At 47.5% G+C, this 21049-nt stretch carries 22 protein-coding genes; 5 read left to right on the plus strand and 17 right to left on the minus strand.

The genetic code is table 11. The features are described 5' to 3' along the window. Positions 1-10: 10 nt before the first annotated feature. From KNO73_RS09050 to KNO73_RS09070, 5 genes are all read right to left on the minus strand, one after another. Positions 11-820: a carbohydrate ABC transporter permease gene (locus KNO73_RS09050; protein WP_214757961.1), complete on the minus strand. Its 810-nt coding sequence runs from the start codon at positions 818-820 to the stop codon at positions 11-13. Further along, a complete protein-coding gene (locus tag KNO73_RS09055; RefSeq protein WP_214757963.1) occupies positions 817-1722 on the minus strand; it encodes a carbohydrate ABC transporter permease in 906 nt (301 codons plus the stop codon). Before KNO73_RS09055 ends, KNO73_RS09050 begins: the two co-directional genes overlap by 4 nt. After that, positions 1719-2810 carry an ABC transporter ATP-binding protein gene (locus tag KNO73_RS09060; RefSeq protein WP_214687531.1) on the minus strand — a complete coding sequence of 364 codons (1092 nt, stop codon included), beginning with the start codon at positions 2808-2810 and terminating at the stop codon, positions 1719-1721. Before KNO73_RS09060 ends, KNO73_RS09055 begins: the two co-directional genes overlap by 4 nt. Further along, positions 2807-3403: a glycerol-3-phosphate responsive antiterminator gene (locus KNO73_RS09065; protein ID WP_214687532.1), complete on the minus strand. Its 597-nt coding sequence runs from the start codon at positions 3401-3403 to the stop codon at positions 2807-2809. The genes KNO73_RS09060 and KNO73_RS09065 overlap by 4 nt, the downstream gene beginning before the upstream one ends. A 191-nt stretch (positions 3404-3594) precedes the next feature. Next, positions 3595-5076 (minus strand): cryptochrome/photolyase family protein, encoded by a 1482-nt coding sequence (locus tag KNO73_RS09070; RefSeq protein WP_214730244.1) that lies wholly within the window; start codon positions 5074-5076, stop codon positions 3595-3597. Between the two features lie 64 nt (positions 5077-5140). On the opposite strand from KNO73_RS09070, the gene KNO73_RS09075 reads away from it, so the two are divergent. After that, entirely contained in the window at positions 5141-5770 is a 630-nt protein-coding gene (locus tag KNO73_RS09075; RefSeq protein ID WP_214730243.1) for a class I SAM-dependent methyltransferase, read from the plus strand. A 108-nt stretch (positions 5771-5878) separates the two neighbouring features. On the opposite strand, the gene KNO73_RS09080 is transcribed toward KNO73_RS09075, so the two are convergent. The 7 genes from KNO73_RS09080 to KNO73_RS15090 all read right to left on the minus strand — a co-directional run bounded on the left by KNO73_RS09080 (position 5879) and on the right by KNO73_RS15090 (position 11411). Further along, complete coding sequence (locus tag KNO73_RS09080) at positions 5879-6817, minus strand: sensor domain-containing diguanylate cyclase (protein ID WP_214687538.1); 939 nt, start codon at positions 6815-6817, stop codon at positions 5879-5881. 146 nt (positions 6818-6963) lie between these two features. Beyond that, positions 6964-7242, minus strand: a complete 279-nt coding sequence (locus tag KNO73_RS09085; RefSeq protein WP_214686241.1) for a hypothetical protein — start codon at positions 7240-7242, stop codon at positions 6964-6966. A 58-nt stretch (positions 7243-7300) separates the two neighbouring features. Next, positions 7301-8350: a C45 family autoproteolytic acyltransferase/hydrolase gene (locus KNO73_RS09090; RefSeq protein ID WP_214686248.1), complete on the minus strand. Its 1050-nt coding sequence runs from the start codon at positions 8348-8350 to the stop codon at positions 7301-7303. A 63-nt stretch (positions 8351-8413) separates the two neighbouring features. Continuing rightward, on the minus strand, positions 8414-10150 hold the full coding sequence (locus tag KNO73_RS09095; protein WP_215112365.1) for a methyl-accepting chemotaxis protein: 1737 nt from the start codon (positions 10148-10150) through the stop codon (positions 8414-8416). A 97-nt stretch (positions 10151-10247) separates the two neighbouring features. Continuing rightward, complete coding sequence (locus KNO73_RS09100) at positions 10248-10703, minus strand: hypothetical protein (RefSeq protein WP_012727337.1); 456 nt, start codon at positions 10701-10703, stop codon at positions 10248-10250. Positions 10704-10714: 11 nt separating this feature from the next. Further along, complete coding sequence (gene fabZ, locus KNO73_RS09105) at positions 10715-11137, minus strand: 3-hydroxyacyl-ACP dehydratase FabZ (RefSeq protein WP_031422282.1); 423 nt, start codon at positions 11135-11137, stop codon at positions 10715-10717. A gap of 13 nt (positions 11138-11150) precedes the next feature. Continuing rightward, positions 11151-11411, minus strand: coding sequence for a DNA-directed RNA polymerase subunit beta (locus tag KNO73_RS15090; RefSeq protein WP_078147647.1), 261 nt, complete (start codon positions 11409-11411; stop codon positions 11151-11153). Between the two features lie 197 nt (positions 11412-11608). Here KNO73_RS15090 and mscL point away from each other — a divergent pair, with 197 nt between their 5' ends. Beyond that, positions 11609-11989, plus strand: coding sequence for a large conductance mechanosensitive channel protein MscL (gene mscL, locus KNO73_RS09115; RefSeq protein ID WP_078147648.1), 381 nt, complete (start codon positions 11609-11611; stop codon positions 11987-11989). Positions 11990-12005: 16 nt separating this feature from the next. Here mscL and KNO73_RS09120 read toward each other — a convergent pair whose 3' ends face one another. From KNO73_RS09120 to KNO73_RS09135, 4 genes are all read right to left on the minus strand, one after another. After that, the gene (locus tag KNO73_RS09120; protein WP_215112366.1) at positions 12006-13109 is read right to left on the minus strand and encodes a glycerate kinase family protein; all 1104 of its coding nucleotides are present in this window, start codon (positions 13107-13109) and stop codon (positions 12006-12008) included. Between the two features lie 60 nt (positions 13110-13169). After that, positions 13170-13952, minus strand: coding sequence for a flagellar hook-basal body protein (locus KNO73_RS09125; protein ID WP_012727342.1), 783 nt, complete (start codon positions 13950-13952; stop codon positions 13170-13172). Between the two features lie 11 nt (positions 13953-13963). Further along, positions 13964-14737 (minus strand): flagellar hook-basal body protein, encoded by a 774-nt coding sequence (locus KNO73_RS09130; RefSeq protein ID WP_078147650.1) that lies wholly within the window; start codon positions 14735-14737, stop codon positions 13964-13966. Between the two features lie 97 nt (positions 14738-14834). Continuing rightward, positions 14835-16790, minus strand: coding sequence for an ATP-binding protein (locus KNO73_RS09135; RefSeq protein WP_214686047.1), 1956 nt, complete (start codon positions 16788-16790; stop codon positions 14835-14837). A 186-nt stretch (positions 16791-16976) separates the two neighbouring features. On the opposite strand from KNO73_RS09135, the gene KNO73_RS09140 reads away from it, so the two are divergent. Beyond that, complete coding sequence (locus tag KNO73_RS09140; protein WP_078147652.1) at positions 16977-18758, plus strand: sensor histidine kinase; 1782 nt, start codon at positions 16977-16979, stop codon at positions 18756-18758. Continuing rightward, the gene (locus tag KNO73_RS09145) at positions 18739-19518 is read left to right on the plus strand and encodes a response regulator (protein WP_214686045.1); all 780 of its coding nucleotides are present in this window, start codon (positions 18739-18741) and stop codon (positions 19516-19518) included. Before KNO73_RS09140 ends, KNO73_RS09145 begins: the two co-directional genes overlap by 20 nt. 63 nt (positions 19519-19581) lie before the next feature. Here KNO73_RS09145 and KNO73_RS09150 read toward each other — a convergent pair whose 3' ends face one another. After that, positions 19582-20343 (minus strand): SDR family oxidoreductase, encoded by a 762-nt coding sequence (locus KNO73_RS09150; RefSeq protein ID WP_215112367.1) that lies wholly within the window; start codon positions 20341-20343, stop codon positions 19582-19584. Between the two features lie 188 nt (positions 20344-20531). On the opposite strand from KNO73_RS09150, the gene KNO73_RS09155 reads away from it, so the two are divergent. Continuing rightward, positions 20532-21026: a hypothetical protein gene (locus tag KNO73_RS09155; RefSeq protein ID WP_215112368.1), complete on the plus strand. Its 495-nt coding sequence runs from the start codon at positions 20532-20534 to the stop codon at positions 21024-21026. Positions 21027-21049 lie beyond the last annotated feature (23 nt).

The following is a 21049-nucleotide window of genomic DNA, read 5'->3' on the forward strand; positions in this document are numbered from 1 at the left end:
TATCCCCCTATTATTTGATAGCGCCTTGCGTCAATCCTTCTTGCAAGTGCTTTTGTCCTGCGAACAACAATACAAGTGTCGGAATGATAATCAAGATGACTGCTGCCATGACGACGCCCCAATCCGAGGCGACTTCGTTCGACTGCATCTGTTTGATGCCGATTTGGACCGTCCGCGCCTGTTCCGTGTTCGTGACGAGAAGCGGCCATAAGTACATATTCCAAGTCGTCAAAAAGCTGTACACCGACAATGTGACGAGCGGTGTCTTCGATACCGGCAAGACGACGTTCCAAAAGAATCGGAAGCGACTGATCCCGGCAATTTGGGACGCCTCGTACATTTCATACGGAATCGTTTTGAACTGTTGCCGAAGTAAGAACGTCCCGAACGCAAGTGCGAAGAACGGCACAGACAGTCCCCAGACGCTATTCAGCCAGCCGAGCGACTGGATCGTCAAAAAGTTCGGGACCATCGTCGCTTCCCATGGCACCATCATCGTCGCCAAGAAGAGCATAAAGATGAGCCCTTTTCCTTTAAAGTCGATGAAGACGAACGCGAATGCTGCAAGACTCGATAATACGACCTGTCCGACCATCACGAGGAGCGCGACAATCAAACTGTTGAGCAGGTACGTCATCATCGGGATGCGTTCGAACGCGGCCACATAGTTTTCCAATGAAGGTTCACGTGGAAGGAGATGTCCCTGGAGCACCTCCTTCCCGTCCATCAGACTGATCGAAAACGCATAGGCGATTGGAAACAGCATGACGATGGCGCTCAAGACGAGTAAGACATAGACGCCAACATTCCGTAGTCTCATTGGTAATGCACCTTCCTTTCAACCAATTTAAATTGGATCCATGTCAACAAAAGGACGGCGATGAATAGGAGCACGGCCTGGGCACTGGCACTGCCGACGTTATAGTTGATGAACGCATCTTTGTAGATGGCATAGACGATGACATTCGTCGCATTCGTCGGTCCACCTTTCGTCAATAAATCAATCTGTCCAAACGTCTGGAAGGCGTTGATCAGCGAGATGATCCCGACAAAGAAAAGTGTCGGCGACAACATCGGGATGGTGATCGCCCGAAGCTGTGTCCAATAACTCGTTCCGGCAATGTCCGCACTCTCATATAACGTCCGATCGATGTTTTGCAGACCGCCAAGTAGAATCAAGAACGTAAAGCCGATGTTCATCCAAACGGTCGCAAGTGACACGGAAAGGAGCGCATATTGTGGATCGAGGAGCCACTGTACACCGCTTGCCCCCACAGCCTCGAGGAACCGGTTGAAAATACCGATTGACGGATTGTACATGAACATCCAAATGACCGATGACGCCGCGACGCTCATCCCCATCGTCGCCGAGAACGCTGTTCGAAAGATGCCAATGCCCTTCAGTTTCTCATTGGCGAGGAGTGCGAGACCGAGCGCAATGAGAATCGTGAGCGGGACCGTCAAAAGGACGAATCCGACTGTCGCCTGAATGCTTTGCCAAAATGCGGCACTCGTGAACAGCGTGCTGTAATGACCGACTCCGACAAATTCGAGTGGTGTCCCCTGTGTGTCGGTCCGGAAAAAGCTTAAATAGATCGTTCGCAACAGCGGATAGACGAGAAAGACACCGAACAAGATGATGGACGGAGACAAGTACAACAGACCGCTCGCCGCGTCAGATAGCCGTGTCCGGGCTTTCTCTCTCGGTAAGGCGACCGTCATTGGAACACCTCCAACGCCTCAAATAGTTTCGGTTGTCGTGGCTCGATGCGCTGTCCGTTCGTATCAAATAGCGACATCTGTTTCGAATCCACATAACACGCTACTTTTTCGCCGACCGTGAGCGGCCATTGTCCCGGCCATTTTGCCAACCATTCGTTCCCTCCGACGTCAAAGGCGAGAATCGTCTCGGTCCCGAGCACTTCAATATTTTTCAGTTCTGCGTAAAATGTCACATCTTTGTCCGCTGGCTTGATTTGCTCAGGACGGACACCGAGTGTCGCCTGTGATACTTCCGTCAAGGCATTTGGGTGGAAGATGCGACCGTCCGATGCCATCCAGCCTTTTTCTTGTCGCGTGACCTCAACTAGGTTCATTGGAGGTGACCCGATGAAGGAAGCGACGAACGTATTCGCCGGTTTGTTATATAAGTCGAGCGGCTTTCCGACTTGTTGCACTTCCCCCTCATTGAGGAGCATGATGCGGTCCGCCATCGTCATCGCCTCGACTTGGTCGTGAGTGACATAAATCATCGTCAATCCGAGTTTTCGCTGTAACTGGCGAATCTCTGAACGCATCTTTGCCCGTAGCTTCGCATCTAAGTTCGAGAGCGGCTCATCCATCAGGCAAATCGGTGCCTCAGTCACGATGGCACGTGCCAAGGCGACACGCTGTCGCTGACCTCCAGATAGCTCACGCGGTTTCCGTTTCAGGTAATCGGTGAGCCCGAGTGTTTCCGCTGCCTGTAGGCAACGCTCCCGCTGTTCAAGCTTCGTCAGTCCTTTCGTATGTAGACCGAACGTGATATTTTTCTCCACCGTCATATGTGGGTAAAGGGCGTAGTTTTGGAACACCATCGACAAGTGACGCTCACTCGGCTTCATCCCGTTCGCCGCCACACCGTCGATGCGAAGCGTTCCGCTTGTGATGGATTCGAGCCCGGCTATCATCCGAAGCATCGTACTCTTCCCGCAGCCGGACGGACCGACGAGTGCGAAGAACTCTCCTGCTTCAATCGTCACGTCAATCCCTCGAATGACTTCCGTCTCCCCGAATGATTTTGTCAGTTGTTGTAGTTGAATCGATTTCATGCTAATTCCTCCTTCTGACTTTGTACGTTCCAAAGTCGTTCATCCCCGGTCGATACGGCGAATGCCCCATGATCGAGGGCGCGATGCACATCAATCGGTTGACGAATCATGCCACCCGTCACAATCGGAAAGGAGACTTCCTGGGAAATCTTCTCGACCACGCTCGGAATCAGACCCGGCATAAGTTCAATCGCATCCGGTTGTTGCGCCTCTGCGAGCTTGAGTCCGCTCGTGACCGCGTCCGAGTCGACGAGAAAGAGTCGTTGTACCGTCAAGAGCCCCGCTCGCTTCGCATGCTGGAGCACGGATGCTTTCGTCGTGACAATCCCATCGGCACCGACACGTTTGGCAAGATAATCGATCCCGTCCCGATCGAGACTGATTCCATTGATTCGCTCCGCGTGGAGGAAGACCGTTCGATTCTCTCGCTTTAAGTGCGCCACATAGCGGTCGAGCGTACTGAGCGTTCCCATCATGAGAAACGTCGTCGTCACATCCGTCCGTAAAAACGCCTCGATTTGTTTTGGACTTTTGATGGAGGCAATCATCCGTTCTTGTCCGATCCGTGCAATCGCATCATTCACTTGAATCATCCTCTCTTCAAAAAAGGACCAACAGAAACGACACGTCATCAACGTACGGGCTTCTGTTGGTCTCTCAAAGGTTCTACCGGTAACTATTCACTTGGAGTGAGGGGGTCTCACAGCTCTTATCGTAACGAATGATTGTAAAGCTATGATAAAGGAATTGCTAAGTTTCATGAAGAGAACGTAAAAAAACCGATTCACGGGGAGTCGGTCAATGTCTGTTCGGCTTTCGCTAAGATGTCGGCTTTCACGTCATTATCCCGTCCCTGCCAATTACGGACCATCATCTTCATCCGCTGGTTTTTCGAGAATCGTTCTTCGTGACGATCGATGAACCGCCAATAGAGGGCGTTGAACGGACAGGCGTCGTCTTCTGTTGTATGTTTTGGGTTGTATGGGCAATCCCGACAGTAGTCACTCATCCGGTCGATATATTTTCCGGAAGCGACATACGGTTTTGTGGCGAGCTTTCCGCCGTCCGCATGAAGAGCCATCCCGAGTACGTTCGGTAAGACGACCCAGTCATAGGCATCGATATACATCTCGTTAAACCAGTCGCTCGTCTGCTTCGGATTGATTTCAAACAATGTCGCATAGTTTCCGAGCACCATCAGTCGCTGGATATGATGATTGTGGGCATGTGCGACAACCGGTTTCAAACTTTGATGCAGACAGTTCAACTCCGTCTTCGCATCCCAGAAGAAGGACGGTAAGTCGCGTTCATGCTTGAACGTGTTCACGTCTTCATAACCGGGCATGACAGAAAGATAGACGGCGCGCATGTACTCTCGCCAACCGAGGATTTGCCGGACGAATCCTTCAATCGACGATAGCGGTGCATCCGCCTGACATGCCGCATCAACAACTTCTCGCGGTGTCAGTAAACCGATATTGATGGCAGCCGACAACAGGCTGTGTGACATCTCGGGTTCATCCGTCATCATTGCATCTTGATACGGACCGAACGTTTCAAGTCGTTCTTCTACGAACTGTTTTAGCGCACGTCTCGCCTCGGCATGTGTGACCGGCCAATGGAACGAGGTCACCTCCCCCGGATGTTCCGAGAACGTCGACTCGACTTTTTCGATAACGTCTTTCGTGATCGAATCTGGACGGAAATGGATGGCAGATGGAAACGATAGTCCTTCGTTCGGCGGTTTTCGGTTATCCGCATCAAACGACCATTTCCCGCCACGTGGCTTCCCCTCTTCGAGCAAGACATCGAATCGCTTCCGCATGTGACGATAAAAACGATCCATCCGCCACGGCTCATTCCCGAGCGTCTCGGTCGCTTCCTCTTTTGATAAGTAGAAGAGCGGGACATCCGTATGTTCGATCAGTTTATGCTTCTTCCCAAATTGTTTCAGTTTTTTCGCCATCGGTTCGTCCGTGACGGCGGTGACATGAATTTCGTCCGGAGTGTACTGTTTCACATGATTGTCCCATGCCTCTTGGAACGAATCCGCCTCATGATAATCCACGGTGTATCCTTTATCGCGCAATTCTTCAGCAAAGTGTCGCATCGCAGAGAAGATGAGGACGAGCTTTTGTTTATGGTACGGACGCCACGTCGCGCGCGACGTCGCCTCAATCATGACGATGACATCATCTTCTTTCATATCCTTCAGCATCGCAAGTTCGTGCGAGAGTTGGTTGCCGAGTATCCAAAATGAACGCATGTTGTTGACTCCTTTGTCTCATCGATGTGCTACAATCGAGCTACTTTCGAAGTGAGGTGATGATGTGTTACCACAAGTGCTACTGAAATGGATTGACAGTCAATACGAGAATCCAAGGGGTCCCGTCGGAAAGTATATCGGGGAAAAGATGGTACGCCAACACCGGGTCGAAGTCGAATGGACGATTGAACAGTTAGACATTCAACCCGGTACAACCGTTCTAGAGCTCGGGTGCGGGGCCGGCGATGCGATGGCAACCATCCTTCAACGACATCCTGACGTACATGTCATGGGTCTCGACCGATCTAAAACAATCATCGATTCAGCAAGACAGCGCAATCAGGCTTCGATTCATACAAAACGGGCCAACTTGATCCAAGGAGATTTGCATCAGCTCGAGGTGACGGACGCATCCATCGATCACGTGTTCAGCATTCACACACTATATTTCTGGAGAGATGTCACGACCGTTCTGTCTGAAATCGAACGCGTCTTGAAACCGAATGGCACCTTTGTCATCACCTACTGTGACGGGAAAGGTGATGTCGAATGGAACGACATCTCCGAGATGGTTCGGAATCAATTCATCCCCGCGGCGGTGAACCTCGGATTCAAGGACGTATCGGTACAACGTGGACCGGACTCCCGTGATTATCATACGGTCGCCGTTACGGGATGCACACCGAACTCTTAATCACTACCCGTTTTTCATTCGATCCTTTCACGCCAATCGGTTCGTTGGTGCTGAATGCGAAAACAGAAGGCTAAACCAATCGCAATCCATCGGTTTAGCCTTCTGACGTTATTTATAAAACTTGTACGTGTTCTTCCCGCTCGATTTAGATTGATACAGTGCAATGTCTGCCTCTTTCAATAATCGACCGAGGTCCGCCTGTTCGTTGGAATCATATTGAGCGATGCCGATGCTCGCTGATAACGGGAGATGGTCGTCCCATTCTTTCAATACATACAAGATCTGTTCAGCATACCCAATGACAGTCTCTTTGGATAACGCATGTGCGATTTTAATAAGGAATTCATCCCCACCTAAACGATACACTCTCGAATCAGGTATCGGCTCCATCAAACGTCTCAGACGAAGCGCCACTTCTTTCAAGACGAGGTCCCCTTCATCATGACCGAATGTGTCATTCACCCATTTGAACCCATCTAAATCAATTAAAAACAGTGCCCCACCTTGATTCGGATTCGTCTCAAAATAGTTAGACAAGTAATGTCGGTTATAAAGATCCGTCAATTCATCCCGTGAGGCACGACGTTCAAGTTCTAAATAGTAACTGAACATACGAACCACGCGCTTCAACAAGCGGACACTTTTTGAATCGTACTGGGCGCTTTTATGATTGGCGACACAGAGCGTACCGAAAATATCCCCGTTCTTCGTCAGAATCGGGATTCCCAAATACGACTTGATGTTCACTTCGCGCAGTAATGACTGAAGTCGCGTCGATTCAATCTGCGATTCGATGTCTTCATACATCAAAACTTCTCGTTGATTGAAATCGATTCGATTACATACCGTATCCTTCAAATCAAAGGACATGCCTTCTTCAAGTAGGATAGGAGAATCTTGTGAGGATAGTTTGAGTATATGTTGGGTGTCATTCTCAATTGACGTGAGATAGACTAGTTTATCTGGTACTATTTCTTTTGCTAACTCAATCAAGTCAATCGCTAGCTCATCAAAATTCCGATACATTTGAAACTCATATGAGTGCATATGGCACCTCCACTCGAAAAAAATCATCCATACTCATTATATCGAACTCTTCAACCGTTTCCTTTACTTACATCGAACAACATAAAAAAATACCTCGGACGCGGATTGGAACCCCTACGTCATGAGGCATTTTCATATAATCAGACTCATCCCCGACTCTTCCGTGTCAACGTCAATCCACCAAATCCACTGATGACAGCGATGTAAAATCCTAAATCATAGAACCAACCGGTATTGTTCACTTCATACACGCGATATGTGTCATTGAACAATCCTAAAATGAGTGACACTGGTGCAATCCATCCATGCCAGATGCCCCAGAAAAAACCTGCCGGATCCGTCGTGTAAGTCCCGTCACCCGGAACACAACCTCCGAGTAGTGTAACAAGTGTCAGCATGATGAGTATGATTCCAAATCGTTTCATCTTTCATCCCTCCTATAATGGGTATTCCCGTTTCTCCTAAAAAAAGCACTGACAAACGTCAGCGCCAAAGTTGAACCGTATTCGCAAACTCGATATCTGTCGCCAATTCACCGTCAAGTGCATGAAGATCGAAATCTTCCCCATCGAGCCATTTTTGGAAGTCGAAGATGACCGGGTCACGGTCTCCACCGAGCGCAAACCAGGTCTCGAGCGTTTCAGGGAAATAAGCAGCCGTATGAATCGTTCCCGCCCAACTCCTGTACAATTCTGAAAAGACGCCCTTGTCGGTGTCGTTCATGAGACGGAATGCGCTCTCCGCATCTTGAATCAAGTGTTGCACGACTTTGATTTCCATCATGCGACGAGTCGAATCATCAAGATGATAGCGATTCTCGTGTTGGAGTAGTTCAAAATGGTTCGTACAGATATTCGATTCCCGTACTTGGATGTCTCGAGGCGTCGCCTCGATTACACGTGTTTTCGATGATTTGTCATGGACGACGTATGTGAATGACCCGCGATGCGGAATCTCTTTTAATAAATCGACTGCTTCTTCCACCGTCGCACATGTTTCTAGAATGATTCGTCCAATCATTTGACAGACAAATCCGTCCCCGGGTCGACGACGATTGATGAAATTGTAGCCCATGGCAAGTCCTTTTTCATTCATTCCGTCCATACGTCCGGTGACACGAGAGACCGGTCCGATGACCGCATACCCGTCATCCGGTTGAAAGACGTTGTATCGACCGTCATACGTCATCGGGTGATAATCGTAATTCCGAACGAGAAAGTTATCCCCCGTCAAAATCGAACAGCCGCTGATTGGATTGTTGACTCGAAAATGTCCGAAATGAAGTAACGTGTCATTGAGCGACAGCTTCAGCTCATCTTGTAACCCAATCAACTCCTCCCAAATCTTTGGAGCAAATTCATCGAAGGCAGCCTTCGCCTCAGTCGCATCAATCTCAAATCGCGGAACGCGTAGTTTCCACTGATCCGTCCGATTTTCGAGCAATTGACTGCGCTTAATATATTTTCCTTGAAATCGTCCGAAGTCATAATGACTTCCCCGAAACTGTGTCAGTTCACTAGAGAATTGTTGCATGAAAAAACCTCCCTTGCGCCCATTATAGCGGACGCACGAGAGGTCTGTCTGAAGTGAGACTGTTTATAACTTGAACTGTTGACTCATTCGTTGCATGTCCTCTGCCGTGCTCGACAAATCTTTTACGAGACGATTCATCGTCTCACTCGTCGCCGACATCTGTTCCGTCGAAGCAGCCACTTCCTCATTTCCGGCTGTACTTTCTTCTGAAATCGAAGCAATTTCAGACAGTCCATGTTGAATGTGATCCTGGTTCGTCTTCACTCGATCGAGTTGGCCACGCATCGAACTCGTCAACTGTTGCATGTGACGAACGCTCTGTTCGATTTCAGTGAATGCAAGCTTCGTCGATTCAAGTGTCGCTTTCCCTTCCTCTGCAGCCGTCATGCTCTCTGTAAAGGTTTGACCGAGCGCAATCGAGTTTTGTTTGACGCTTCCGACGATTTCCGAAATTTCACTGACAGACTCAGCGACACTATCCGAAAGTTTCCGAATCTCCGAGGCGACGACGGCAAACCCTTTTCCGTGTTCACCGGCCCGAGCCGCTTCAATCGCTGCATTGAGTGCAAGCAAGTTTGTCTGTTGTGAAATTTGACGAATCATCGTGACCAGTTCCGTCACCTCGTCCGCTTGTTGTTCAAAGTCGCGGACTTGTCCTTGTGATGTTTTTACTTGCGCATGAATGTGAGTCATTTGATTGACGGCACTCTCCATGTAACGTAGACCATCCATCGTCACCCGACTGACGACTTCCGCCTGTTCACTCACTTGTTCTCCGTCTGATGTCGTTTGCTCGACAAGTGTCGAAAATTCATTCATATGTCCGTAAAGACGCATCGTCAAGACACTTTGATTCTCAACACCGCTTGCGATTTCTTCCATCGTATAGGCAATTTGGCGAGAGGCATCATTTACCTCTTCTGAGATACCTGAAACGTTGCCACTCTCATCCCGTACCGTCTGTGCCGACGTTTGAATGCCGGAAATCAAATCTTTTAACATATGTGTCATCTTCTCCATCGACACCGTCAGACGTTTGATTTCGTCATTAGATTTTAACTTAATACCTTCAACCGCAGTCGTCGCTGTCGCCAAATCACCTTCAGCAATGGATGTGGCCACACGCTCTAATGCTTGGAGCGGACGCAATTTCCAGCCAAGATAACGCCAGATGATGATTCCCGAAACGACAAGGAGCACGAGTAAACCGATTAAGATTGGAACTAGACTCTCTTTTAAGACATCTCCTGTAATCGCGGAGACCTCAGTAGCAGCTTTATCAATTCCGAGTACCCCAACTACCTCGTTCCCTTGTTTAATCGGGACAAGCACCGTCACATACTTCCCGTACTCCGGATCATCGATGACATCGGTTGCGACGGTCTCACCTTGGAATGCGGGCTTTGCTCCTTCATACGTCATCGCTGTAGTCGGAGAACCGATTTCTGCGGCATCTGCCTCGTTCAAACCATCTACGATGATTTGGACTTCCTCGCCCTCTGTGGCAATCGTGTAGACATACATCGCACCGATTTGCTGACGATATGCATCTAAGTATTCACGAAACTGCTCATACTGCTCATTTTTTGACGGATTCGCTACGAAGGATGCATAGGCATCGACATCCAACGATTCACTAATCCGTTCACCATCTTCAATTAACGTCGCATGTAACGTACTGAGTACGGAATGCTTCGTACTGAAGTATTGCACTACTCCAAACAAAATGATGAGCAACGTGACGAAGACCAACATTGATGCTAGAATGCGCGTCTGTAACGACTGTGATTTCTGTTTCATCTCAAAATTCCTCCATTCTCTCCTTACTCTTTTTATCGGATAGAATAGATTTATCTCCACAAAAAAACAGGCGATTTTCGACAACATCGCCTGTTTCTTATTCACCATTTGTCGAATTAATGACTTCGAGTGGTATCGTGACTTCCGATTCACCTTCTTCAACGAGATGGAAGAGTGGAAGTGTCTCTGATACGAACAGATCCGGGTCTACGTCCGTCTGATACTCATACGTCCGAATATCCTCTTCACGCTCTGCAATCAGTTCACCAAATGGAATCGCAACGCGTTCGCCTTCGACCTCATAACTCATGACCGTCGTCGGATCAAGACGACGATTTTCGAGCATTCGAATCGTGAAGAGCATCGTCGTGTTATTCGTTCGTTCAAGAGAAACGGCGATTGCATCGGACTGTCCTGCACGTTTATCAATCATCGTTTCATCCACATTTTGCTCGTAAACGACATTTTCCTCACTCGACTCTTCTGTCTGGAGTTGCTGACAACCCACAATCGTCATTAAGCCGACTAGTAAGACAATAACTAAAGCACGCATCCCATTTCTCCTTACTTCAAGGCGAAAGTGAGTTCTGCTTCACAAGCAACTTCTCCATCGACCGTGGCCACGGCACGTCCTTTACCGATTGGTCCACGAATTTTCATGATTTCTACCTCGAGGCGAAGTTGATCACCCGGGACGACTTGGCGTTTGAAACGGCAGTTGTCAATCCCTGCAAAAAAGGCGAGCTTGCCTCGATTCGATTCGTCTTTCAACATTGCAAAAGCACCGACTTGTGCGAGTGCTTCAACAATCAAGACACCTGGCATGACATTATAGTCTGGGAAATGCCCGTTAAAGAACTCTTCATTCGCCGTGACATTTTTTAATCCAACAGCACGCTTCTTTTCCTCGACTTCGATAATTCGATCAATTAACAGAAACGGGTATCTGTGTGGGATTACTTCTTTGATTTGCTCAATTGTATACATCCATCCACCGCCTTTAAGAGGTTAGCCAAAAATCGGTGATATGGCGCCAGGTCTCGATGTCAAATACATCTTTCCAATCGCCTCCGCCAATGACGCTATATCCGATGACCGCTCCGAGGGCGAGCATCGCGATTGCCAACACTAAAACAACGAGCACGCGCAGTAAAATCGGGAATCGACGATGATTCGATAATCGCGATTGCTTTGTCTGCTTCGTCTCTTGTTCTGGTGAACCTTTTTGTTCTTCCGAACTCGTCTGTTCATCGTTCGACACGTCCAACCATCCTTTCAGCTAAAATGATTATATCATATTAGTACCTGGTATTAAAATGCGTAAATTGCTACCTTTTTAGTGTACCCTATGCAGAAAAGTCGAACAAGCATCCTTCCCTTATAGAAGTCGAACGATTTATTTATTTCTTCCTTTCAAATATGCTACGCTTAAATTATTCAACGTCAGGAGGTTTGTTTATGTGGAAAGAATTTAAAAAATTCGCGATGCGCGGGAATGTCATCGACTTGGCGATTGCTGTCGTACTTGGTGCAGCGTTCACTGCCATCGTGAACTCACTCGTCAATGATATCTTTATGCCGCTTCTCGGAATCATTATTGGAGGAATCGATTTTTCTGGCTTAAAAGCAAGTGTACTCGGAGTGGATGTGTTATATGGCAATTTTATTCAACAGATTGTGTCCTTCTTCTTGATCGCCATCGCCCTCTTCTTGGTTGTCAAAGTCATCAATCGTTTACAGCGTGAAAAAGAAGTGGAGGAAGCTGCTATTCCGACCCCAACGAAAGAAGAGCAACTGTTGACAGAGATTCGTGATCTGCTAAAAAATCGTTCTTTATGAATGCGAAGGCGCCCGACTACTGTCGTGGCGCCTTTTCAATGACATGACGCACGCGTTGGACCGCATTCGTCAATAGTGGAGCTGCTTCCCAAATCGCTTCTTCTAACGTCATGATCCGAGACACGATCGGAAAAATGGCGACGATGCCGGACTCCATATGCGATGTGTAATCGGACTGTCCGGTGAAGACGAGGGTCGGGACCCCATGCGTATTCGCAAGGCGTGCCAACCCATACGGTGCCTTTCCCTCAAAGCTTTGCGCGTCAAATTTACCCTCTCCTGTAATCAGCCAATCTGCTTTTTCTAACTGTTCTTCGAGCTTAGACCAACTGACCACTTCTTCGACGCCACTCACGTAGATTGCACCAAGCTGCAATAGCGCAAAGCCGATGCCGCCAGCCGCCCCTGCTCCAGGAAGTGCTCTTCTATCCACTTCAAAACAGTTCGCGTAGTGATCCAGGATCCGGTCATATCGCTTCACTACATCTGCCGCCAATCCTTTCTGGGGGCCGAACACATAGGCTGCTCCGCTTTCACCAATCAATGGGTTCTGTACATCGGAAGACATTCTCCATACGACCTCGCGCGCACGCGGATGAAGACCGGACCAATCAATTGATGCCACTTCTTCTACTCGATGGGGGATGGTCGATAGCACAGCACCGTTCGCATCGAGAAAACGAACACCTAACGCCTCAAGCAATCCTTTTCCACCATCCATCGTCCCGCTCCCTCCGAGCCCGACGGTGATGATCCTCGCCCCACGCTCTAGCGCTTGAACGATCTGTTCACCGACTCCGACTGAACTGTAGCGCCACGGATCGACATGAGCGAGGAGTGTCAATCCTGCTGTTTCCGCCACTTCGATTACCGCGTGCCTCGTTGACGGCTCGAAACCAAAACGTGCAACGCGCTGTATTCCATCCAAGCACACGACATTTTCTTCTATAATGGTCCCATCCGCATGTGTCGCAATCCAAGCATCCAAAAAACCTTCTCCTCCGTCAGAGATCGGTATGATGGTGACCTCATGCCCTTCAAGCGCACGAAGGACCGCTTGATTTGCTTCCATACTCGAAAGTGAGCCTTTGAATGAATCCATCGCGACTACAATCCGCATTGATGCTTCTCCCCCTTTGTCTATAAAAAAACCGCTTCTCGGCTCGAGAAGCGGTAGGCGTTATGGACGTAACGCCGTGACAAGCCCCATCATCTGATCGCTCATCGACATCGCCCGTGAGTTCATTTGATATGCTCGTTGTGTGATTGTCATATCAGTCATCTCTTTCGTCAAATCAACGTTCGATGACTCGAGTGTCCCTTCAATCAATAGATTTCCGAGTGGACGATCGACTTCGGTCTCCAAATCCGCTGCGAACACGTTATCTCCGAGCGGACGTAATTCCGACGTATTGCGGACTTCTACGATGTCGAGACGTCCGAATTCTTGTTCAACGCCATTCACACTCGCAACGACCACACCGTCTTGACGAATGCGCTGATTCGTCGCATCGTTCGGCATCGTGATTGGATTACCGTCATCTCCAAGAAGCGGATTCCCGTTCACATCAACGAGCGTCGTCTCGTCACCGACTGACAATTGCATGTTTCCACTTCGAGTCACCCCGACACCGTTCGGCGTGTCCACGACAAAAAATTGACGGCTCGCCTTTAAAAAGACGTCCAATCCACGATCTGTCGTACGTACTTGTCCGATATTGAACTGCTGTGTAATATCGGCGACATGTCCCCCGACTCCAATCCGAATCCCGTTCGGTGTGTCTCGACCGACTTCGAATTCAGGACGCGGTTGGTTGTTATACGCCTGCGACAATAGCGAAGCAAAATGCCCCTGTTGACGCTTAAAGCCGACCGTATCGACGTTTGCGATATTGTGACCTGTCACATCTAATTGACGCTGAAGTTGAGACAGAGAGTTGACCGAGTTATAAATGGACTGCATGGTGTTCCTCCTTAACGAATACGAGCGATTTCGATTGCTCGCTCGGCACTTTTATCATACGCTTGGACGACCTTTTGATTCGCCTCAAACTGACGATACGTCATCATCAAGTCTGCCATCGTCTGGTCGAGGTTGACGTTCGCTTCTTCAATAAATCCTTGTAGTACTTCGACCTGGGCCTGCGCCGGGGCATCACCCGTCACACGCCAGTCATTGCCGACTTGTTCAAGAGTCGTCAAGTCATCGATTTGGTAGGCACCAAGAGTCGCCACGTTTTGTCCAAGCGATGTGATGACACCATCTTTCCCTACTTGAAACTCGCTCGATGGCAGTTGGATTCGTTCCCCTTCATCAGAAAGGATATATCCGCCGTCCGCAGAACGAAGGAAGAGCGCCTCATCGATCGAGAAGCGTCCATTTGTCGTATACAACGTCTCGCCGCCTTGTTCGACCGCAAACATCGGGGCTCCCGCAAAATTAGTAGGTGCCTTTAAATACAGGTCGGTCGGGCTACCGGATTCTGTGATACTTCCAGCTGAGAAACGGGGCATTGTTTCTTGAAGATAGACGCCCATTGATAGGGTACCTACTTCTCCCTTCACGCGCGATTTCGCGTTATCCGGATTGCTGACTTGTGCAAGAAGCATCTCCGGAAACGAACGTACCACGCCATCAGACGCTTTGAAGCCTGGTGTTCTCACGTTACCAAGGTTGTTGCTCAAAATCTCTTGTTGGCGCTGCAGGGCATTCATCGCTCCCGCTGCTGTATATAATCCGCGTAGCATAATCGTCTTCCTTTCATCCTATAACATGATTCACTCTCTATATCGTACCAAACGAGCGTGACATTCACCGTTTTTTCAAAAAAGTTCATCCCATAAATTAGGATGAACTCTCTTCATTGACATGGTCGACCATCGGTAACTCAACAATCATCGTCGTTCCTTCTCCTAGTTGAGATTGAACAGAGATGGTACCACCGTGCAGTTGAACGATCTCTTTACAGATCGCTAAACCTAAGCCGGTTCCACCGATGCGTTTACTTTCTTCCGAGGCCGAACGATAAAATTTATCAAAGATTCGCGTCGCATCTTCTTCCGAAATACCTAATCCTTCGTCCGATATCCCGATTTGAATCGTGTCACCCTCACACGTGACATCAACCGTCACATTCCCACCGTTCGGTGAATATTTGATGGCATTGTTCAGGATGTTTGAGAAGACTTGACGTAATTGGGCCGGATCTCCTGCGACAAATAACGATTCGTCACAATCAAAGTGGAAGAAATGATGCTCCGTCGATCCTGCATGGATTTCGAGTAGATCTGATAATAAATCATATAGACTCTCTACTTTAAAGTCTGGTACGCTCATACCCGCCTCCATTTTTTGAACATCTAGCAAGTCACTCACGAGACGTTCGAGCCGCTTTGTCTCACTCGCAATCATGTCTAAATAGCGCTCTCGCTTCGTGTTTTCCAATTGACGCCTTTTGAGCAGTTCTGAAAAACCGAGAATCGAGGTAAGGGGCGTCCGAAGCTCATGGGATACTGTCGCCACAAGTTCTGTCTTCAAGCGATTGATTTCTGTTTCCTGGGTAATATCTCGTGAGACGAAGATGACACCCACGCGTTCATTTTGCAGATCAATCGGTTCGGCGTACATGCGAATCGTTTTCTGACCTTCCTGCATCGTATACGTATACGTTTCATCGAATATACCTTCTTCTTTTGCACGTTTTGTGAATTGATTCAACCTCTCCGGATCGTCAATCTGGTTCATGAACATCGGATAGTACATCGCAATCGGGTATAGACTGCCCCGTTCCGTTGATGGAAGTGGATGCTCATACAAGTCAAAGAGTGCACTATTCACGAATCGTTCATTCGTCTCGAGTTCCGTATAGACGATAGAATCGCGCATCGTGTGCAAAATTCGAGCGGTCTTCTCTCGTTCACGATCGACTTGATCTTGTTGGGTCCGAAGTGAGGTCGCCATCTCATTAAACGCTTTCGACAACTGTCCGACTTCGTTTTGTAGCGGTTTAATCGGGATGAGTGTCGCGCTCGGGTTGCTCGCGAGACGCTCACTGTTTACCATCAGCGTCTGCAGTTGATTGGTCAACCTTAAAATATATGGCTGCAACCCGACAAACAATATGAACAATGCCCCGAGTAGAATCAAAAGCCACATCCATTGGGCTTTCACTAACTGTTTTGACAGCGCATCTCGCAATTCACTTTCTTGAAAATCAAGATTTTGTCGATAGTCGGTAAAGACCGACTCCATATCGACGATGCTCGCACTCATATCGGCAGCACTACTTGAGTTCAGTTTAAATCGTGTCTGAGTCGATGTTTCATTTTTCGGCATGAATTGCCCTACGGTGCGCATCTGCAGGAACGATTCATCGATTTCTCCTGCCTGCTTCGCAATCACATACTGCTCAAGTGCCGGCATGACGCGTGTCGTATAGATCGAGAAGAGAAGTCTCGCATCCTCTGCGAACTGTACTTCTTCCGCGTTTCTTGCCTGTTCTTCGAACCATGTCGTTTGCTCGTCGATATTCGTTTGAGCTGTTCTTACTTCTTCTAATAGCGCACGTTCTCCTAACAGGACGTGCCCTCGTAATTCATATTGCATCGATTGCCACGTTTCAAACAGATCTGTCGCCCGTGCACGTTGCTCACTAATTCGTTCTAATTTTACGGTCGTCTCTTGAATCGATTGCTGTGTATAAAAATAGGTCCCAATCGATGTGAGTGTCACTAAGGCAATCAATATATAAAAAATCGTCATAACTTGTCGACTAATGCGTTGTTCAATCCAACGTTTCATGGAATGCCTTCTTCCTTCACTCTTAGAATGCCTCACTTCGTACGGTGAATGACTTTTTCTGTTCAAACAAAAAAAGTTCGGGTACGATGATGAGACGGAGAGTCACTTCAAAAATTCATTCACCTATTAGGAAGAATAACGGAATGACCTCACAAGAAACTCACAAAGATTGAAGGGAATGTGCTCATGACGCGTAATCGAATGACGTTTATCTTCATCCTTGTGTTGTTGGTTGGTGTCAGTCTCACTTTATTGATTCGACATCAGTCGATCAATCCGATCGTCACCGTTAACAAGGGCGAAGCTTCTCTTCTCTCTTCTACTGTCGACGAAGAGATTTTGCGACTAGACGGCTCATGGCGCTATGAGTCAGGGATTGTCACCCAAGTTGATCGCCGCTCCTATCGAACCATTCCGTTTACAACCCCTTATCGTGAATCCACCTATGAACTCGATCTCGCGTTGCCGAACGGTACGTATGCCTTGCTCATTCCAAAGTCCCTCTCCTCTTCTACGATTTTGATAGATGGGAAAATGGTTGAAACGGTACAAATTGGAAACAATCGTCTCGTCGAGCAGCCGTCTCTGCTCTTGCTCGATGATGAAACAAAACAATTCCGACTGACGATTCAACATGAACGACAGGCAGGTAATTTTGCACCCATCGAAGAAAGTATATTAGTCGGACCGTTACATGCCATCATGACCACTCAAAACGCTTATGCCGGCTACGAATTTTTCATATTGCTCATTTCACTTTTGATTGCCATGTTCTATGCCATCGTCTATCTCTTTCACCGAAATGAACGCTTGTACGGTTTCGGGACAGCTTTCTTTTTGTTGACGAGTTTTTCCATCATGTCCCGAGATGGCATGTGGATCTCGGGTAGTGATAAGTTGACGTTGAGTTTAGCCTTACTGAGCATCATCATGTTGATTGAGTTTTCAAGATGTTTGGAACGTGTGTCGTTTGACCGGTTTTTGGCCATTTCGAGGTACCCGTTGTACGGATTGACTGGTTTAGCCATCCTCTTGCCCGCTTCCGTTTACGAGGTGTTCGAATATTTTGTATGGATGATCGTTCTATTCATCACGTTCTTTTGGGTCGGCTTGAACATCGGATGGCTCCTTGAAAAGTATAAGACCGGCAATCCGCTCGAATTACTAACTTTCACACTCGCCCAACTCGTTGGGTATATCGGAATTATGACGTCAACGTTCATCGTTTCGCCCAATCAGCAGCTGTACGCCAATACGTTTACCATCATTTATTTCCTATTGATGTTTTTACTTCTACCGATTCACTTGTCTACCGACAAAAGAAAAAAACAACAAGTCGAAGTGTTGGCTTCCCAGCATGAGTTGTCCTTCTTCAACGCTCAAATCAAACCTCACTTCCTTTACAATACGTTCGGGAATGTGATTGCACTCTGTTACACGTCTCCACCCGATGCGGCTCGTCTACTCAGTCACTTAAGCACTTACGTCCGCTTCATTTTTGAAAATGGTCGAACCGAAAACGAGATATCGATTCGCCAAGAAGTCGATATGATTGACTCGTATCTCGCCATTGAACAGACGCGATTCCGTGATTCGTTCTACGTCGAGAAAAAAATTGATGAATCTCTTCTCGACTGTTCGATTCCACCTTTATTAATTCAACCACTCGTTGAAAATGCCGTGCGACATGGCCTCTATCGACACCCAGGACAAAAGCGATTGACACTTTCTATCCAGGAACGAAACGGAATGATTGAGATTTATGTTCAAGATACAGGGAGTGGTTTTGATCCAAACGTATCAAACAAAACATCCGGGATTGGGATTTGCAATATTAAAAGTCGAATCGAACACCTTCATGGTGCAACGTTTGACTTAGCTTCCACTTTGAAAAAAGGCACCACCATTCACCTGCGTTTACCAAAACAGGAAAGGACGAATCATTTAGATGCGTACGATTTTAATTGAAGATGAACATCATATTTTAGGGATGATGGAGCGGATTGTAAAAGAAGAGCCGTCTCTTGAGTGGGTTGGTTCATTCCAAAGTCCGGTTCAAGCTCTCACTTTTATTCAAGAGCACCCGGTAGACCTTGTCTTTTTAGATATCGAGATGCCTGAAATGACGGGGCTCGAATTGGCGACCTATTTGCCAGAACGGACACAAGTCGTCTTCACGACCGCCCATCAACAGTATGCCGTTGAAGCGTTCAATTTGCATGCCACGCATTACTTGTTGAAGCCCATCACAGAGCAGATGATTCATAACGTCATTCCGCGTATCATCCAGCGCTATGAGGCGATTCAACAAAAGAATCTCAATCAATCTTGTCGCATACAATTTCTAGATCGTTTTTCGGTACGAACACAAGATGGAAATCTTGTGAAGTGGCCAACACAAAAAACAGAAGAGTTATTTGCCTTCTTAGTTTTTCATCGTAAGCAGGTCATTAATAAGTGGGTACTTGCCGAAACCCTTTACCCGGACATCGATGAACCACAACGCGCCTTACACAACGTATACAACACGATTTATCGATTGAAAAAGACGTTAGCTGAACATGAACTCGATATAACTGTTAATACAATAAATAATGGCTATTCGATCGAACTTGGTGATTCCTGTGCCTGTGATTATTATGATTGGCTTGATGCACCAAATCCTTCAATTTCTAAAACAGACTTAAAAAATCGTTTATTTGTTGATAAAGACTATACATGGCATTGAAAAAGACATCTCACACTTAAAGTGAGATGCCTTCTTTTTATTGTATCCATCGAACGTTCTCTATTAGCGCCCAGTAAACCCTCCGTCAACGTGAAGATGTTGGCCATTCACCCATGCGCCGTCTGGGCCCATCAAGAAAGCGACGAAGCGAGCCGTATCTTCAGGCGTCCCCATTCGCTTATAAGGAAATAATGGTAGCAAGTGTTCGCGAAGTTCGTCATTGATCCAACCCGTATCCGTCGGTCCCGGATCGAGAGCATTCACCGAAATGCCGTATTCTCCTAATCCATTCGCCAACGCAGGTGTGATGGCAATCAATGCACCTTTCGTTGCGATGTAGGCCAGGTTATTCACATCCGGTCCCCCCGATACGAAGAACAGGATTCGCCCATCTTGATGTCCCGCTTGTTTATAGCGCTCAATAAACGCAAAGGTGAGTCCGAGTGTCCCTTCGTTATTCACCAGGTAATGTTTTCTCAATACGTCGGTTGTAAAGTTCTCAACGTTGACATGTCGCTCATAGGTCGCGTTATGAATCAGCCTGCTCGGAATCCCGAGCTTGGCTTCAATCCGATTAAGTAGCCTGACTTCGTCACCCGAGGCTAGGTCATACGCCTCATGTTCGACACGGGCACCCTGTTCGGTCAACTCTTGAACGAATCGTTCGATGAAGTCTCTCTCTTCCCCGATTCCGTCGGTCGCGTCAAACGGACTCCAGTGTGTCAAATAAAGGTTGTGCCCTTCATGTGCTAGTTTTCGTGCAATCGCAGCTCCGATGCCTTGATGGCGGCTGACGCCCGTAATGAGTGTAAGTGGTTTGTTCATGATGTCCTCCGATTCTATTTGATTATTCTGTTCAGTCTATTAGTGAATCGGCGCCATCATGATTCCCCTCACATTGATTAATGATTTCATTATATACAATTTTTCCCACGAATGACCTATATATTCGTATCCTCTTTAGATATGATGGACATATATGATTCATCACATCGGTATTGGGAGGCGCTTATTTGAAAAAGTTGATCATAACGACATTTTGTACATGGATATTGAGTGCTTTGCTCTATGCTGCCTTGACGGATGAATCATTTGTCACGCTTACCCAATCCGTCGACGTCAATCAGAACGTGTTGGAGCGATACTTGACAACTCAAGTCATGTCTCCTAATTTCGGTGGGGATGTTTATGCCAGCTATCAAATCCTCGGGACGAGTACGACTCGACAGGAAGTGTATGTATGGGTGCTTCTACAAGAATATTATCCTAACCATCAACAACTTGAGCGAGGGACCGGAATATCTGCTCCAATCGTCTTACACATTGACCATTCCTCAGGAGTCTCTCGGATTGTCAATCATACGTTACCTCGAGATGGCTCATATTATCCTGGCGACTTACATACCCTATTCCCATTACATATTTCTATCGGCTTAATGTCTCACCCAACAGGACTTACCAACCGTCTCCAACGTCAACTTGAATCAGAGTTACCCCTTCCTGTTTAAATACATATTGAAAGGATGAATCC

Origin of the sequence: Exiguobacterium sp. s83 (assembly GCF_018617095.1) — a bacterium.
GTDB lineage: Bacteria > Bacillota > Bacilli > Exiguobacteriales > Exiguobacteriaceae > Exiguobacterium > Exiguobacterium profundum.

What these genes read in the sequence shown, in the direction of transcription:
- KNO73_RS09145 (WP_214686045.1), top strand. Translation starts at nt 18,739, where the DNA reads ATGCGTACGATTTTAATTGAAGATGAACATCATATTTTAGGGATGATG.
- KNO73_RS09080 (WP_214687538.1), bottom strand. Translation starts at nt 6,817, where the DNA reads ATGCACTCATATGAGTTTCAAATGTATCGGAATTTTGATGAGCTAGCG.
- KNO73_RS09125 (WP_012727342.1), bottom strand. Translation starts at nt 13,952, where the DNA reads ATGCAGTCCATTTATAACTCGGTCAACTCTCTGTCTCAACTTCAGCGT.
- KNO73_RS09055 (WP_214757963.1), bottom strand. Translation starts at nt 1,722, where the DNA reads ATGACGGTCGCCTTACCGAGAGAGAAAGCCCGGACACGGCTATCTGAC.
- KNO73_RS09100 (WP_012727337.1), bottom strand. Translation starts at nt 10,703, where the DNA reads ATGCGTGCTTTAGTTATTGTCTTACTAGTCGGCTTAATGACGATTGTG.
- KNO73_RS09070 (WP_214730244.1), bottom strand. Translation starts at nt 5,076, where the DNA reads ATGCGTTCATTTTGGATACTCGGCAACCAACTCTCGCACGAACTTGCG.
- KNO73_RS09060 (WP_214687531.1), bottom strand. Translation starts at nt 2,810, where the DNA reads ATGAAATCGATTCAACTACAACAACTGACAAAATCATTCGGGGAGACG.
- mscL (WP_078147648.1), top strand. Translation starts at nt 11,609, where the DNA reads ATGTGGAAAGAATTTAAAAAATTCGCGATGCGCGGGAATGTCATCGAC.
- KNO73_RS09065 (WP_214687532.1), bottom strand. Translation starts at nt 3,403, where the DNA reads ATGATTCAAGTGAATGATGCGATTGCACGGATCGGACAAGAACGGATG.
- KNO73_RS09120 (WP_215112366.1), bottom strand. Translation starts at nt 13,109, where the DNA reads ATGCGGATTGTAGTCGCGATGGATTCATTCAAAGGCTCACTTTCGAGT.
- KNO73_RS09130 (WP_078147650.1), bottom strand. Translation starts at nt 14,737, where the DNA reads ATGCTACGCGGATTATATACAGCAGCGGGAGCGATGAATGCCCTGCAG.
- KNO73_RS09150 (WP_215112367.1), bottom strand. Translation starts at nt 20,343, where the DNA reads ATGAACAAACCACTTACACTCATTACGGGCGTCAGCCGCCATCAAGGC.
- KNO73_RS09090 (WP_214686248.1), bottom strand. Translation starts at nt 8,350, where the DNA reads ATGCAACAATTCTCTAGTGAACTGACACAGTTTCGGGGAAGTCATTAT.
- KNO73_RS09085 (WP_214686241.1), bottom strand. Translation starts at nt 7,242, where the DNA reads ATGAAACGATTTGGAATCATACTCATCATGCTGACACTTGTTACACTA.
- KNO73_RS09140 (WP_078147652.1), top strand. Translation starts at nt 16,977, where the DNA reads ATGACGCGTAATCGAATGACGTTTATCTTCATCCTTGTGTTGTTGGTT.
- KNO73_RS09135 (WP_214686047.1), bottom strand. Translation starts at nt 16,790, where the DNA reads ATGAAACGTTGGATTGAACAACGCATTAGTCGACAAGTTATGACGATT.
- fabZ (WP_031422282.1), bottom strand. Translation starts at nt 11,137, where the DNA reads ATGTATACAATTGAGCAAATCAAAGAAGTAATCCCACACAGATACCCG.
- KNO73_RS09050 (WP_214757961.1), bottom strand. Translation starts at nt 820, where the DNA reads ATGAGACTACGGAATGTTGGCGTCTATGTCTTACTCGTCTTGAGCGCC.
- KNO73_RS09095 (WP_215112365.1), bottom strand. Translation starts at nt 10,150, where the DNA reads ATGAAACAGAAATCACAGTCGTTACAGACGCGCATTCTAGCATCAATG.